The sequence below is a fragment of the Pseudomonas fluorescens NCIMB 11764 genome, from assembly GCF_000293885.2.
Lineage (GTDB): Bacteria > Pseudomonadota > Gammaproteobacteria > Pseudomonadales > Pseudomonadaceae > Aquipseudomonas > Aquipseudomonas fluorescens_B.
This window is the reverse complement of sequence record NZ_CP010945.1, coordinates 5,262,004-5,277,208: the sequence shown is the minus strand read 5'-3', so window position 1 is coordinate 5,277,208 and position 15,205 is coordinate 5,262,004. Positions and strand designations below refer to the sequence as shown.

The window sequence follows — 15,205 nt, the reverse complement described above, 5'->3', positions numbered from 1 at the left end:
CAACAAAAAACCGCATCAGTGCGGTTTTTTGTTTACTCGTTTCGACAATCCGAAGCGGCGCTTAAAGGCTGTTGGCGAGTTTTCCGGTCGAGAGGCGGCGCTTGTAAGCGGTGTCGCGATTGGCCAGCCAATAGTAGAGCGGCGAGGTGATGATCAGGCCCACCAGCCAGGACAAGTCGGCCCCATTGATGTGCTCTGAAATCGGCCCGACATACAGCGGCGTGTTCATGAACGGAATCTGCACCGCAATCCCGATTGCATACGCCAACAACGCCTGCGGGTTGTACCGGCCATAGATCCCGCCATCGACCTTGAAGATCGAATGGATGTCGTACTGACCTTTGTGAATCGCGTAGAAGTCGATCAGGTTGATCGCGGTCCACGGCACCAGCACCACGAGCAGCACCAGCACCATGTCGACGAAATGGCCGATGAAGTTGGCGGAAGCGCCGACGGCGGCGAAGCAGCAGGCGGCGAGGATGATGATCGAGAGGACGGCACGGCTTTTGGCGGTGGGGATCCAGCGGTAGGCGAAGGTCTGGACCAGGGTGATCAGCGACAGCACGGCGCCGTAGAGGTTGAGGGCATTGTGGCTGATGACGCTGAGCAGGAACAGCACGAGCATCAGCGGGCCGATGGAGCCGGTGGCGAGTTTGACGGCGTCCATGGTGTCCATGCCGACGGGGGTGGCGAGCACGGCGACGGCGCCGAAGATGAATGAAAGGCTGGAGCCGAGCACGGTGCCCAGATAAGTCGTCCAGAACGTTGCGGCCACGGGCACGTTGGCCGGCAAGTAACGTGAGTAGTCGGAGACGTACGGCGCGAAGGCGATCTGCCAGAGCGCAGCGAGCGAGACCGTGGCCAGCCAGCCGGAAATGTTGAAGCTGCCACGGGTGAGGAAGTCGGCGGTCTGCACGTGGGTGAAGATGTAGCCGAAGCCGAGCACGATGCCGGCGCCGAGCACCCAGGTGCCGATGCGGTTGAGCACGTGGATGAAGCGGTAGCCGATGATGCCGATGATGCCGGAACCCAGGGCGCCGATGACGATGCCCACCGGCACCGGCACGCTGTCGACCACGCCGTGCAGGGACTTGCCGGCGAGGACGATGTTGGAGGCGAAGAAGCCGATGTACATGATGCCGGCGATCAGCACCACCAGCAGGGCGCCGAGGGAGCCGAACTGGGCGCGGCTCTGGATCATTTGTGGAATGCCCATCTGCGGGCCCTGGGCCGAGTGCAGCGCCATGAGCACGCCGCCGACCAGGTGGCCGACGAGGATGGCGACGATGCCCCACACCAGGTTCAGGTGGAACATCTGCACGCCAAGAGCGCCGGTGACGATGGGCAGCGGGGCGATGTTGCCGCCGAACCAGAGGGTGAACAGGTCACGGGTTTTGCCGTGGCGATCTTCGGGCGGCACATAGCCGATGGTGTGTTTTTCGATAAGCGGGGCGGAGGTTGTTGCTGCGGTAACCATGACGGACTCCAAGGCAATTTTGAGTACGTGGACGTACTTCGGTAAGCGCCGCGCGGGGACGACGCTTTTCTTGTTGGAGTTGATGATGTGCGGTGGATGGGGATAGATAAATTACAAAGATTGTTGGTATAGACGTTAAAAAATGTAGGTCGCCGGGCAGCCGAAAACCCTGTGGGAGCTAGCCTGCCAGCGATAGCGATCTGTCAGCCAAATCAGTGTTGACTGTCAAATCGCTATCGCTAGCAGGCTAGCTCCCACAGGGATTATGGGGTGTTCAGAATCTGTGTTATTCGCTGATTGATAGCAGCATCCGTTGCAGCATGGCGTCACAACCGTCCAATTGTTCGAGGCTGACGAATTCGTCCGGTTTGTGCCCTTGATCCATGCTGCCTGGGCCGCACACAACGGTGGGAATGCCAGCGGCGTCGAACAGGCCGCCCTCGGTGCCGAAGGCCACTGTGCCGAACGCTCGGGAGCCGCAGAATGCAGCGATCAACTCAGCCGCCTCGCTGTGTGCATCGGTCACTAATCCGGGGTATGCCGAGAGTTCACTGAAGCGAATCTCACTCTGTTCACTCACCGCACGCATTCGCGGCAGCACCTGCTGCTCGGCATAGGTTTTCAGTTCCCGGGCGACGTCGCTTGGATCATGCGAGGGCAGGGCACGGATCTCGAAATCGAAACGGCAATCGGCGGGGACGATGTTCAAGGCTTTGCCGCCGCCAATCACACCGGTTTGCACGGTGGAAAATGGCGGATCGAAACGCGCGTCGCGGTGCTCGGGCGCTTTGAGCCTGTTGCCGATCCGTCCCAGTTCACCGATCAGTTCGGCGGCATACTCAATGGCATTGACCCCAAGCGGCGCGTACGCCGAATGGCACGCGTGACCCTGGATATCGCAGCGCATCGCCAGTTTGCCCTTATGCCCGAGCACCGGTTTCAGCTCGGTAGGCTCGCCGATGATGCACAGCATCGGTTTGACTGGCCATTGTTCCAGCGCCGCCAGCAACGAGCGCACGCCGAGGCAGCCGATTTCTTCATCATACGAAAGCGCAATGTGCACCGGCCGTCGCAACGAGGCGTTCACCAAGGAAGGAACGAGGGCGAGCACGCAGGCAATGTAGCCTTTCATGTCCGCGGTACCGCGACCGAACAACTTGCCGTCGTGCTCGGTGAGTTCGAACGGCGCGACGGTCCACGGCTGGCCATCGACGGGCACCACGTCGGTGTGCCCCGACAGCACGATGCCCGGCTTGTCCGCCGGGCCGATGGTGGCGAACAGGTTGGCCTTGCTGCGCTGCTCGTTGTAGATCAGTTCGCATGGCACGTCGAAGCTCGCGAGGTAGTCGCGGACAAATTCGATGAGCTGCAGGTTTGATTCGCGGCTCGTGGTGTCGAATGCCACTAACGTCTCCAGCAAATCGCGGCTGGCGCTCATCGGTCGTCTCCAGCGACACCGTACCCTGGGGATTTGTCCGGGGCGAGGGCACGGTCGATGTAGTCCTGGACTTGCGGGCAGTAGGCAACCCAGAGCTTTTCCAACTGGCCGATGGGATCATCGTCCGCCCAATCGACCCGCAGGTTGATGATCGGCCAGGTCAGTTCGCCGACCACCACCATCGCCGCCGAATGCACCGGCCCGGCTTCGCCACCGGCGGCGATGGCTGCTTTCATCGCGGCGAGCAAGCGGTCGGCCAGTTGCCCTTCGCCGTGTTCGAAGGCTTCAACCATGGCTTCGATCACCGAGCGGTCCGCGAGCATGTTGCCGGCGGCGACGCATTGTTCGCCGGACACGGCGTTGTGGTTACCCAAGGTTTGCGCGCCACTGAAATGAGCGGTCTGGCCAAGGTGGTCAATCGCCGTGATCTGCCGGTATTGGCTGTAGCCATTGCGCGTGAGGACTTTGTCCAGCGCTTCCGCCGGGGCGAGGCCTTGCTCCATCAGGGCGAGGACGTCCGGGCCGAGGGACGGGAGGGTGATGTTCTGTGTGGAGACGGCACCGACACCCGGCAGCAGCCAGGGGCAGCGGGCGCCGACGGCGATGCTGGAGGAACTGATCGCAATGCCGAACTGACCGGTTTCCGGGCAACGGGCGGCGATGGAGAAGGTCATGGGGTTTGCTCCTTGGTTTGCCTTGGCGAATGTGGTGTCTTGGCTGGCCCCTTCGCGGGCAAGCCAGCGATGGCCGCGACGCGGTGTCCCTGCTTACTCGGGAATCACCGCAATCACATCAATCTCCATCAACCACTGCGGTTGCCCCAACGCCGACACCACCAACCCGGTCGAAATCGGAAACACGCCTTTGAGCCACTTGCCGACTTCCTGATACACCGGCTCGCGATACCGCGGATCGATCAGGTACGTGGTGGTTTTGACGATGTGGCTCAGGTCGCTGCCAGCTTCTTCCAGCAATTGCTTGACGTTGCGCATGGCCTGTTCGGCCTGGGCTCGCGGGTCACCGAGACCGACCAGTCTGCCTTCGAAATCTGTCCCGACCTGGCCACGAACATAAACCGTGTTGCCCGCGCGGACGGCTTGGCACAGGTCGTTGTCCAGGCTCTGGTTCGGATAGGTTTCCTTGGTGTTGAACATGCGGATACGGGTATGGGTTGGCGTGGACATTTGTCGCTCCTGGCAGAAAAAGGTTTAAGCACTGACCGTGGTTTTATGGGCGAGCGGGGCTTGGTCAGCCTCGCGTTGCGCCGCGTCGTGGTAGTCGAGGTAGGAGCGTTGAATGGCGATGTGATCCGCCACGTATTTGGCATCGTGCCAAACGCCCCAGATGAACGAAGACCCGCGACGCGACTGCCATGGCAGTCCGAGGAAATACACACCCGGTTCGCTCGACACGCCGCGCTGATGCCGTGGTTTGCCCTTGTCGTCGAAGGCGTCAACGTTGAGCCAGCTGTAATCCGTGGCAAAACCGGTGGCCCAGATGATCGAGGTCACGCCGGCCTTGGCCAGGTCGAGTTCAAGAATCGGCTGGGTCACGCATTCCGGGTCGGGGAAGGTGATGCGCGCTTCAGGTTCTTCCGGCAAGTCCAGGCCGTTGCGTTCGATGTAAGCGTCGGCGGCGTTGAGCAACGCCAGATAATTCTCGTCGCCGCGTGCCAGGTTCTCCGCCAGGTTCGGTTGGAAAGTCGCCACGCCGCCATTGAATGATTGAGTCAGACCGACCAGCGTCATTCCGCGATGGGCGAGGCCTCGGAAGTCCACGGTGCGGCCGCCATGCGCGCCACTCACCGCGATGGTGACGTGTTCCCGCCCCGGCTTCATCGCCGCCTGGTCCCACTCGCCGAGCACGCCCAGCCACCAGCAGAAATCCCGGTTGCGATAGGCGCGAGGAGGGCGGTCGTGGGCGCCGACGGAGAGGTAAACCTGCTTGCCGGCACGTTGCAGTTCATCGGCGATCTGCACGCCCGACGAGCCGGCGCCGACCACCAGAACAGCGCCTTCAGGCAATTGCTGCGGATTGCGGTAATCGGCGGAGTGAATCTGCAGGAACGGCTGATCCTGCGGCGCAATCGGCGGAATGACCGGACGCTGGAACGGCCCGGTGGCGGCGACCACGCGGTTGGCCTCGATCACACCTTCAGAGGTTTCAATGGTGAAGCCTGGACGACCGACGTTGCGTTCAACCTTCAGCACATCCACACCGGTGCGGATCGGCGCGTTGAATTTCCTCGCGTAGGCTTCGAAGTAATCGGCGACACGCTCTTTCGGCGCAAACGCATCGGGGCTGAGGTCGTCAAAATCAAGACCCGGAAAGCGGTCATGCCACGCCGGACCATTGGCCACCAGCGAATCCCAGCGCCCGGTGCGCCAGCGCTCGGCAATGCGGTTGCGCTCCAGCACCAGGTGCGGCACGCCCAGTTTGCTCAGGTGTTCACTCATGGCCACGCCAGCCTGACCGGCGCCAACAATCAGCGTATCTGTTTTTGTTTTTTCAGTGGTCATCTCAATACCCTTCGACGTTGGAGTCAGGTCGCGAGCGGCCTGCCATTTCTTGGGCTCAAGACTAGGGATGACCCTGGTATCGGTAAAATATTATTAAGCTGGCATTTGAGTATAAATAACTGAGGCAGAGCGTTTGACTCAGTGCCTGTTGAACCCTCACTTCACAATATGGTTGTATGGTGCAACTATTTTCAGGAGGGGCCTGAAGTGACTACTCATCCCACTCTGGTTGAAGAAATCCGTTCTGCATCGCGCACGATGGTTCGTGAGTGGGGCTTTATGCGTGCCACCTTGGCGGCCACCGACTATTCACCTTCAGCCGTACACACACTGTTGGAAATCGAGGCGAGAGTGGCCCTGACCGCGGCTCAGCTCGTGCAGTTGCTCGACCTGGACAAGTCCAGTGTCAGCCGCATGGTGGCCAGGCTCATCAAGGCCGGAGAGTTGGCGGAAAGTGCCGACACCGATGGTCGCGTCAAGCGCTTGCAACTGACGAAGCAAGGCAAACGTACGGTCGCTGCGATCCATGCCTACAGCCAAACGCAAGTCAAAACGGCGCTGGAGTACTTGAATCCCTCGCAGCAACAGGCGGTCGCGCAAGGGCTTTCTGCGTATGCCCATGCCCTGAAAGCAAGCCGTACGGGCGAAGGCCAGACGCCGCGCCCTTCGGTCGAAATCAGCGCCGGTTACCGCCCCGGGGTCGTTGGGCGCGTAACTGAAATGCATGCGGCTTTCTACGCCAGGCACTCTGGATTCGGTCAGTTTTTCGAGAGCAAGGTCGCCAGTGGCGTTGCCGAGTTCGTGCGGCGTCTGGACCAGCCATGCAACAAAATCTGGGTGGCGACAGTGAATGATCGCATCGTCGGCTCGATCGCCATCGATGGGCAGGATCTGGGCCACAACCAGGCCCACCTGCGCTGGTTCATCCTCGACGATGGTTGCCGGGGTGGCGGGGTTGGCCGCCAGTTGTTGCAGGAGGCCGTAGCGTTCTGCGACCGGTTCGGCTTCGAGGCTATCGAGCTATCGACGTTCAAGGGCCTGGACGCGGCGCGTCGACTCTATGAAGCGGCTGGATTTGTACTGACGCAAGAGGAGCAAGGGAGTCAGTGGGGCAGCGTCGTCACCGAACAGCAATTCTCCCGCCGCAGACCCGATGCACTGTCAGGAGGCGCAAGTCGCCATGTGACGCTGTAAACTGCCCACACTTTTTATTCCCTCGAACAAGAGATCCCCATGGCGAACCAAGACATCACCTTCACCCCCGATCCCGATGCGGATTCCATCTCCTCCGATGTGGCCGGCTTCAACGGTATCCTGGTCTCCACGCAGATCCCGACCCGCGCCGACGGCAGCCTGGAACTGGGCGACATCACCCTGCAGAGCGAGTGCACGTTGCAGGCATTGAAGGTGGCGCTGGAGCGCGCCGGCAGTTCCATGGACCGGGTCATGCACCTGACCATCTACCTCACCGACATGGCCGACCGCGCCGCGTTCAATGAGGTTTACAAGCGTTTCTTCGCCAAGCCGTGGCCGGTTCGCGCCGCGGTAGGCGTGGCGTCGCTGGCGGTGGAAGGCATGCGTGTGGAAGTGACCGCGATGGCGGCCAAGGACTGAGTTCGCGAGCGTGATACACGACCTGTAGGAGCCGGCTTGCTGGCGATCGAGTACGCCTCGGTTTTTCAGGAACACCGCGGTGACGTGAGCGCCAGCAAGCCGGCTCCTGCAACGACGGCGCTTTTTCGGAAAGCTGTTCGTTACATCGTCTCGCTGGCGGGGGCCAGGTTACCTAGCAACCACTCGATAAAACTCCGCGCCAGGGGATTGTTCTCGCTGTCCCGGTGAGTCAGCAACGCCCAGTTCGGCCCGCGAATGGTTTCCTCTACTAACGGCTGCAGCAATCCGTTGTCACGTGCTTGTCGACTCAATAGCTGACTGACCAGCGCGATCCCAAGCCCTGCGCACGCCGCATCCAGCAGCAACCCGGGGTCGGAAAAATTCAAGCCCTGGTCCTTCTGTCCCACATCGATACCAGCCTCCACGGCCCAATGACTCCAGTCCATTTCCCGCTCTCCGTGAAGGGTCGTGCGCTGTTCGATAGGCACCGCCAGCACATCGGGGTGGCAGGCCGGATAGAGGCGGTCGGCGTGCAGCACCTTGAAACTGCATTCAGCCTGGGAGCTGATGTCATCGCGCACCGCGAGGTCGATGGTCTGGGTGGTCATGTCCGGGACTTCGTCGGTGCTGAAAATCCACAGATCGACTTCCGGATGCTGACGCCGAAAATCCCCCAGCCGTGGCAGCAACCAGTGCCGGGCGAATGTCGGCGTGGTGTTGAGCACCAGTTGGTTGGGTTTCTGGTATTGCCCCAGACGCCGAATGCCAACCGCCAGTTGCTGCAATAACGCCTGGGTAGTGCTGAGCAAATCGTGACCGGCATCGGTCAGGCTGACGCTGCGTCCGCTGCGGAAAAACAGCGGCTGCTCAAGGTACGCCTCTAGGGTTCGAATCTGCTGACTGATCGCCGATTGGGTCAGGTGCAGTTCGTCGGCAGCCTTGTGGAAACTGCCCAGCCGGGCGGCTGCTTCAAAGCCGCGAAGGGTGCTGAGCGGGGGCCAGTGCTTGAGCATATCGATAAGTTCCTCTAATCACTTTTCTGCAAAATCCATCGTTTGTTAGCCCGTTTTTACGGCCGTAGCATGCATGCAAAGACCGCCAAGGTCATTTTCATTGAACACAATGACTTAACTCAAGGGTGCTTGTCATGCAGCAGAACGAACATCAACACACGGGCTGGTGGATGCCGGCAGAATGGGTAAAACACGCCGCGACCTGGATGGTCTGGCCGCACAACCAGGCACTCTGGGAGTCGGGGTGGCGCGTGACCCTGGCGCAAGTGCAAAAGGATTTTGCCGGGGTCGCCAACGCCATCGCCCGGTTCGAACCGGTGAAAATGGTGGTCGATCCGTCGGCTGTGGCGAGTGCCCATGCATTGTGCGGACCCAACATCGAGCTGATCGAATTGGCGGTGAACGACAGTTGGTGCCGCGACTCCGGCCCAAGCTTCGTCTGCCACGCGCAACAAGGCCTCGCCGGGGTGAGCTGGCGCTTCAACGCGTGGGGCGGCAAGTCGGCGCACGATCTGGACGAAGGCCTGGCGCGTCGTGCACTCAATCACCTTGGCTTGCCGTGCTTTGGCATACCGCTGAGCAACGAAGGCGGGGCGATTCATGTGGACGGCGAGGGCACGCTGATCACCACCGAGTCGGTGTTGCTCAATCCCAACCGCAATCCCGGGATGAACAAGGCAGAGATGGAGGAGATTTTCACCCGCCTGCTGGGCGTGAAAAAAACCATCTGGCTGCCGGGCGATCCGGACTACGTGACCGGCGACATGACCGACGGCCATGTCGATGGCGTCTGTGCGTTCGCACGCCCCGGCGTATTGCTGGTGGATGCCACTCACGACAAGCAGTCGGTGTATGCCGAAGTGGCCCGAGAAAACCGCCGCGCACTGGAGCTGGCCACCGATGCCCAAGGCCGGAAGTTCGAGCTGATCGAGCTCTATGAAGCCACCGATGCGGTGGACACCGAAGCCGAAGTGTTCTGCGCTTCCTACACCAACTTCTACATCGCCAACGGCGCAATCATCATGCCGGCCTATGGCATCGATGCCGACCAGGTAGCCGCCGAAGTGTTGGCCCAGGCATTCCCGGGACGCGAAGTGGTGCCGGTGCGGATCAATCACCTGGCCCATGGCGGCGGCGGGGTGCATTGCATCACCCAGCAGCAGCCTGCCTGGCCAGTGAAGGGGTGATGCCATGACCTTTATGACGATTGCCACCACCCAAATGCCCTGCACCTGGGACTTGCCCTACAACCTTGATCTTGCCGAACAACTGGTCCGTGAGGCGGCCTCGAAGGGCGCTCAGGTCATCCTGTTGCAGGAGCTCTTTGCCACGCCGTATTTCTGCATCGAGCAAAGCCACAAACACTTGGCGCTGGCCGAAGAATACCGCTACAGCCGCGTACTCAAACGCTTTGCCGCATTGGCCAAGGAGTTGGGCGTGGTGCTGCCGCTGAGCTGGTTCGAGAAAGCCGGCAACGCCTGCTTCAATTCCTTGAGCGTGGCCGATGCCGACGGGCGTCTGCTGGGGGTGTACCGCAAGACCCACATCCCCAACGCCATCGGTTATCAGGAGAAGGAATACTTCAGCCCCGGCGATACCGGCTTCCGGGTCTGGGACACCGCGTTCGGGCGCATCGGCGTGGGGATCTGCTGGGACCAGTGGTTTCCCGAGACCGCACGCTGCCTGGCATTGATGGGCGCCGAGGTGTTGCTGTTTCCGACGGCGATCGGCTCTGAACCTGGCTGCGCAGCGCTGGATTCACGGGATCACTGGCAGATGACGATGCGTGGTCACGCGGCGGCGAACATCTTGCCGGTGGTGGCGGCCAATCGCGTCGGTCGAGAAGTGGCGACCACCGATCCGACCCTGCAAATGAGCTTCTACGGCTCGTCCTTCATCTGCAACCACAAGGGCAAATTGCTCGCCGAGGCCGACCGCGACAGCACCGGCGTACTGGTGCACAGCCTCGACCTGGCCGCCATGCGCGAAGAACGCCTGAGCTGGGGCATCTACCGAGACCGGCGCCCGGACATGTACGGCGCGTTGTTGAGTCAGGACGGTCGTCACCTTCATGCACGCTGGAACACTCAAGGAGTTTGATATGCGCATTCCGCACACGCTGTTGCTCGGCGCCTTGGGCCTGGCACTGGCCTCGTCATCGCTGCACGCCGAAGAGAAAACCCTCAGGTTGTACAACTGGGCCGATTATTTTGCCGAAGACACCCTGGCGCGATTCACCGCCGAGACCGGCATCCAGGTGATTTACGACGTCATGGATGGCAGCGAAACACTGGAGGCCAAGATGCTCGCCGGCGGCAGCGGTTATGACCTGATCTTCCCCGGCGATACGGTGGCGGAACGCTTGATGCGCGCCGGGAGCCTGCTGCCGCTGGACCGATCAAAGCTCACCTCCCTGGATGACATCGAGCCCGGTTTGCAGAAGCTGCGCCGGCAATATGAAACCTCGAGTCAGGCTACCGTGCCTTACACCTGGGGCACCATCGGCCTGACCTACAATGATGAGCAGATCAAACAGCGCGTGCCGAATGCGCCGGTCAACAGCCTCGACATGTTGTTCAAACCGGAACTGGCCGGCCAGTTGGCCGACTGCGGTATCTCGATGATCGACTCGCCGGATGAAGTGCTCGCCGTCGTGCTCAATTATCTGGGCCGTGAGCCGCGCAGCGCCAAACCCGAAGACCTCGCGGCGGCGAGTGAACTGCTGATGAAACTGCGCCCGCACATTCGCAAGTTCCAGTCGCAACCGGTAACCGATCTGGTGAACGGCAACCTGTGCGTGTCGCTCGGTTACAGCGGCGACATGACCCAGGCGCAGAGGACGTCAGACAGTGCCGGCAAGCACACGAAGTTCGAGTACCGCATTCCCCGCGAAGGCACCACGGTGTGGATGGACACCATGGCCATTCCGGTCGACGCCAAACATCCGGAATACGCCTACGCGTTCATCAACTTCGTCATGCGTCCGGAGAACATGGCGGCCATCAGTAACTTCACCGGCTACCCGACATCCAACGCCAAGGCACGCCCGAGCGTCGATGCGACGATGCGCAACAACCCGGACATCTATCTGGATGAAGCCACTTATGCGCGGCTGATACCGGGCAAGGACATTCCGCAGTCCGACATGCGCGCACGGATGCGCACCTGGACCAAATTCAAGACGGCCACGGCGAAATGAGCCAATTTTCAAAGGATCACTGCATGTCGACGCGTCGTGAGTTCATCAAACAGGTATCGGTATTGGCGGGTGTGGGGGCTGCAGCGTCTTTCGGATTGGGTCTGACGCCCCTGCAAGTGCACGCGGCGGCGCAGGGCAGTTGGCGGATGCCCGATGAGGGTGACCGGCACGCACAAGCGTTCATCGCCTTTGGCGCGCAAGAGGCCATCTGGGAAGACTTCACGGGTGATGTGCAAGCGGCGCTTGGCGGGATTGCGCGGACCATCGCCCGCTATGAGCCGGTGACCGTTTTCTGCCGCCCGCTCGAGCGGAGCCTGGCGCAGGAACATTGCGGTACTGCCAATATTACTTATGTCACCACCGAACTCGACGACATCTGGATGCGCGACACCGGCGCCAACTTCGTCATCGACGGGCAGGGTGGACTCGGCGCCGTGGATTTCAATTTCAACGGCTGGGGCGACAAACAGCAGCATGCCCACGATGCGCATCTGGCGGCTCAAGTGGCCGACACGGCGGATGCCCATTATCTGCGCAGCGAATTGGTGGGCGAGGGTGGCGGCATCGAAGTGGATGGCCACGGTACCGGGATCATGACCGAGAGCAGCTGGATCAACCGCAATCGTAACCCTGACTGGAGCAAGGCCGACGTCGAGCAAGAACTGAAAGACCGGCTCGGCCTGCGCAAGATCATTTGGCTGCCAGGTATAAAAGGAAAAGACATCACCGATGCCCATGTGGATTTCTACGCCCGCTTCGTGAAACCCGGCGTTGTGATCGCCAACCTCGACAACGACCCCGAGTCCTACGACTACAACGTCACGCGGGCCCATCTGGATATTCTGAAAAATGCCACGGATGCCGAGGGTCGAAAACTGCAGGTCCATACCGTGTCGCCACCGCTCAATCCGCGAAAGAGTCAATTCAGTCGCAACAACCCGGATTTTGCGGCCGGCTACATCAACTACTTCGTGATCAACGGCGCGGTCATTGCGCCGGAGTTTGGTGACAAGGTGGCAGATGCCAAGGCGTTTGCAGTGTTATCCGGGCTCTATCCGGATCGAGAGGTGGTGCAACTGAACATAGACGCCATTTCCGCCGGGGGTGGCGGTATACATTGTGTGACCAGTCATCAGCCGTTGGTTTAGTCTGGAGGTTCCACTGCTTGAATCTGGTCTGGAGCGTTGCATGAAGGTTGGCGTGATTTCCGATACCCATGGTTTGCTCCGCCCTGAGGCGCTTGCCGCGCTGGAGGGGTGTGAGCGGATCATTCATGCGGGCGACATCGGCAGCGTCGATATTCTCGATCAACTGGCGTTGATCGCTCCCCTGCATGTCGTGCGCGGGAACAATGACCTGGACGCTCCTTGGGCCGAACATATCGCAGATAATTTGCGCTTCGATCTCAACGGGTGGGGGACGTTGCTGGTGCACGACATCGCCGATGTCCCGGTCGTACTCGATGCGGCCATCAAGCTGATAGTCACCGGCCATTCGCACAAGCCACTTGTGGAATGGCGTGGCGAACGGCTCTACCTCAATCCCGGCAGTGCGGGACGCAGGCGCTTCAAATTGCCGGTGACGCTGGCGCTACTGGAGGTATTGGAGACGGCAATAGCGCCACGTCTGGTCTCGCTGCTGGAGTGAGTCTCGCAAAAACAAACGGCTCGTAAAACGAGCCGTCGTTGTGAGGAGGCTTAGCGGGGAAAGGTCAGATCAACCTCACAGGTGATCCGCATCAATCACGGCCTTGGCGAACGCCTTCGGATCTTCTTGCGGCAGGTTGTGACCGATGCCACCGTTGATCAGCCGGAACTCGTATTTACCGGTGAAGCGCTTGGCGTAGTCCTCGGGATTAGGGTGCGGTGCGCCGTTGGCATCGCCTTCAAGCGTGATGGTCGGCACGCTGATGGACGGCGCCGTGGCCAGTTTCTGCTCCAGCGCTTCGTATTGAGGCTCGCCCTGCACCATGCCCAGGCGCCAGCGGTAGTTGAACACGGTTATCTCGACGTGGTCCGGGTTCTCCAGCGCCTTGGCGCTGCGGTCGAACGTGGCGTCATCGAACGCCCATTTCGGCGAAGCCAGCTGCCAGATCAACTTGGCGAAGTCGTGGGTGTTTTTCTCGTACCCGGCACGACCGCGGTCGGTGGCGAAGTAGAACTGATACCACCACTGCAATTCAGCCTTGGGTGGCAGCGGGTTTTTACCGGCCGCCTGGTTGCCGATCAGGTAACCGCTGACCGAGACCAGCGCCTTGACCCGTTCTGGCCACAACGCCGAGACGATGTCGGCGGAACGTGCGCCCCAGTCATAGCCACCGAGCACGGCTTGTTTGATCTTCAGCGCATCCATGAAGTCGATGACGTCGCTGGCAAGCGCAGCCGGTTGGCCGTTGCGCACGGTTTTCTCGGACAGGAAATGGGTATCGCCATAACCACGCGCATACGGCATCAGCACTCGATAGCCCTTCGCGGCCAGCAACGGTGCGACCTCGTCATAACTGTGAATGTCGTAAGGCCAGCCGTGCAGAAGAATCACCACCGGTCCGTCGGCCGGGCCGGTTTCGGCGTAAGCCACATCCAGCAGTCCGGCCTTGATGTGCTTCAGTGGGCCGAATGGGGAGGGGGTTGTGTAAGTGACGTCAGCCTTGATCGCGGCGGGTTGTGCAACGGTGGTTGATTGGGCGTTGGCTGCACCGATAGCGCCAAACAGGGCGAGCGCGAGCATCGATGAGCCGACCAGACGGCGGTGGGTTTTAGCGTTTTTGTTTTGCAGTGCCATCTTCATCCTGATGTCTCCGTTGCAAGCCATTGGCCAGGGGGTCTGGCTGATCCCCTTGAAACCGTGTGTGCATTTGAACGCGATGACGTATCTGGGCTGTGTCGAATCGGCGGCCGGGTGAAAACTTATGTATCAGAAAGATAGACAGATACACAGTGATACAAAGAGGCGAATCAGTCGGCGTTGGTCAGATCTGTTCCAGCAACCAGCTGCGGAACGCGATCAGCGACGGCAGCCTTTCGTTGCGCGGTGGATAGGTCAGGTAGTAACTGCGTTGACTGGCGAAGGGCAGGCCGAGGCTGATCAAGTCGGCGTTGGCCAGCTCGTCGGTCACCAGGATGCGCGGCACCAGACCGATGCCGATGCCGGCCCTGACGGCCTGGATCAAGTGCGAGGTGAGTTCGAAACTCGGTCCCAGGCGCATCATTCGATGGGGCAGGCCGTGGTGGCTGAACCATTCGCCCCAGACGTTGGCATTGTTCGCGACGTTGAGCAGCGTCTGTCCGCCAATGCGTTCCGGGGTCCAGGTGTCATGGGTCTCGGCCGCTTGCGGCGACATGATCACCATCAACTCTTCCGTGTGCAGACGATGGCTGATCAGGCCTGGCAGGTCGGCATTGCCGACGACGATCGCGGCATCGATGCCGCTGGTTTCGAAGTCGATCGCATCGATCCGGGAACTGATGTGCACCAGCATGCCGGGATGGGTTTTGTAGAAATCGTGAAGACGCGGCAGTAGCCACTTCGAGCCGAACGTTGGCAGGGTGGCCAGGCGCAAGGTTCCGCTGCCCGATTGATACGCCATCGCCTGTAACGTGGCGCTGCGGATGCGTCCGAGCGCGTCACTCATTTCCCGCTGATAGAGGCGGCCGACATCGGTCAACTGCACTTGCCGGCCTTCACGGCGAAACAGCGTCAGGCCCAGTTGCTGCTCCAGCGCCTGGACTTGCCGGCTGACGGCGCTTTGGGTCAGTGAGAGCTCCATCGCGGCGCGGGTGTAGCTTTCATGCCGGGCGGCGGCTTCAAAGGCCAGCAACAACGACATGGAAGGGGTGAGGTGGCGGTAATTCATTCGTAAAAGTCATCGATAGCGGCAGGATTATCCGTTTGTCCGGCGCCACAGCCTGCAGGATCATTGGCGCAGCCGATGACCTGAGGCTGACC

At 60.8% G+C, this 15,205-nt stretch carries 15 protein-coding genes; 7 read left to right on the top strand and 8 right to left on the bottom strand.

The window, feature by feature from the left end:
* Window positions 1–61 precede the first annotated feature (61 nt).
* From B723_RS23915 to B723_RS23895, 5 genes are all read right to left on the bottom strand, one after another.
* The gene (locus B723_RS23915) at window positions 62–1,477 is read right to left on the bottom strand and encodes a purine-cytosine permease family protein (RefSeq protein ID WP_017338212.1); all 1,416 of its coding nucleotides are present in this window, start codon (window positions 1,475–1,477) and stop codon (window positions 62–64) included.
* A gap of 286 nt (window positions 1,478–1,763) precedes the next feature.
* The gene (argE, locus tag B723_RS23910; protein ID WP_017338213.1) at window positions 1,764–2,915 is read right to left on the bottom strand and encodes an acetylornithine deacetylase; all 1,152 of its coding nucleotides are present in this window, start codon (window positions 2,913–2,915) and stop codon (window positions 1,764–1,766) included.
* Complete coding sequence (locus B723_RS23905) at window positions 2,912–3,589, bottom strand: DUF1028 domain-containing protein (protein ID WP_017338214.1); 678 nt, start codon at window positions 3,587–3,589, stop codon at window positions 2,912–2,914. The genes argE and B723_RS23905 overlap by 4 nt, the downstream gene beginning before the upstream one ends.
* Before the next feature lie 93 nt (window positions 3,590–3,682).
* A complete protein-coding gene (locus tag B723_RS23900; protein ID WP_017338215.1) occupies window positions 3,683–4,099 on the bottom strand; it encodes a RidA family protein in 417 nt (138 codons plus the stop codon).
* A 24-nt stretch (window positions 4,100–4,123) separates the two neighbouring features.
* Entirely contained in the window at window positions 4,124–5,434 is a 1,311-nt protein-coding gene (locus tag B723_RS23895) for a flavin-containing monooxygenase (protein WP_017338216.1), read from the bottom strand.
* A gap of 207 nt (window positions 5,435–5,641) precedes the next feature.
* On the opposite strand from B723_RS23895, the gene B723_RS23890 reads away from it, so the two are divergent.
* Together B723_RS23890 and B723_RS23885 are read left to right on the top strand one after the other, a co-directional pair.
* The gene (locus B723_RS23890) at window positions 5,642–6,628 is read left to right on the top strand and encodes a bifunctional helix-turn-helix transcriptional regulator/GNAT family N-acetyltransferase (protein WP_017338217.1); all 987 of its coding nucleotides are present in this window, start codon (window positions 5,642–5,644) and stop codon (window positions 6,626–6,628) included.
* Between the two features lie 39 nt (window positions 6,629–6,667).
* Window positions 6,668–7,048: a RidA family protein gene (locus B723_RS23885; RefSeq protein ID WP_017338218.1), complete on the top strand. Its 381-nt coding sequence runs from the start codon at window positions 6,668–6,670 to the stop codon at window positions 7,046–7,048.
* Window positions 7,049–7,188: 140 nt separating this feature from the next.
* Here B723_RS23885 and B723_RS23880 read toward each other — a convergent pair whose 3' ends face one another.
* Window positions 7,189–8,061: a LysR substrate-binding domain-containing protein gene (locus B723_RS23880; RefSeq protein WP_017338219.1), complete on the bottom strand. Its 873-nt coding sequence runs from the start codon at window positions 8,059–8,061 to the stop codon at window positions 7,189–7,191.
* A gap of 134 nt (window positions 8,062–8,195) precedes the next feature.
* Here B723_RS23880 and B723_RS23875 point away from each other — a divergent pair, with 134 nt between their 5' ends.
* Genes B723_RS23875 through B723_RS23855 form a run of 5 tightly spaced genes read left to right on the top strand, consistent with a single transcriptional unit; the run spans window position 8,196 to window position 12,907 of the window.
* Window positions 8,196–9,248: an agmatine deiminase family protein gene (locus B723_RS23875; RefSeq protein ID WP_017338220.1), complete on the top strand. Its 1,053-nt coding sequence runs from the start codon at window positions 8,196–8,198 to the stop codon at window positions 9,246–9,248.
* 4 nt (window positions 9,249–9,252) lie between these two features.
* The gene (gene aguB / locus B723_RS23870) at window positions 9,253–10,161 is read left to right on the top strand and encodes an N-carbamoylputrescine amidase (RefSeq protein WP_017338221.1); all 909 of its coding nucleotides are present in this window, start codon (window positions 9,253–9,255) and stop codon (window positions 10,159–10,161) included.
* A gap of 1 nt (window position 10,162) precedes the next feature.
* Window positions 10,163–11,260, top strand: a complete 1,098-nt coding sequence (locus B723_RS23865; protein WP_017338222.1) for an extracellular solute-binding protein — start codon at window positions 10,163–10,165, stop codon at window positions 11,258–11,260.
* A gap of 23 nt (window positions 11,261–11,283) precedes the next feature.
* Window positions 11,284–12,408: an agmatine deiminase family protein gene (locus tag B723_RS23860; protein ID WP_017338223.1), complete on the top strand. Its 1,125-nt coding sequence runs from the start codon at window positions 11,284–11,286 to the stop codon at window positions 12,406–12,408.
* Between the two features lie 40 nt (window positions 12,409–12,448).
* Entirely contained in the window at window positions 12,449–12,907 is a 459-nt protein-coding gene (locus B723_RS23855; RefSeq protein ID WP_017338224.1) for a metallophosphoesterase family protein, read from the top strand.
* A 75-nt stretch (window positions 12,908–12,982) separates the two neighbouring features.
* Here B723_RS23855 and B723_RS23850 read toward each other — a convergent pair whose 3' ends face one another.
* Window positions 12,983–14,047, bottom strand: coding sequence for an alpha/beta fold hydrolase (locus B723_RS23850; protein WP_017338225.1), 1,065 nt, complete (start codon window positions 14,045–14,047; stop codon window positions 12,983–12,985).
* Between the two features lie 181 nt (window positions 14,048–14,228).
* Complete coding sequence (locus B723_RS23845) at window positions 14,229–15,113, bottom strand: LysR substrate-binding domain-containing protein (protein ID WP_017338226.1); 885 nt, start codon at window positions 15,111–15,113, stop codon at window positions 14,229–14,231.
* Window positions 15,114–15,205: the final 92 nt, after the last annotated feature.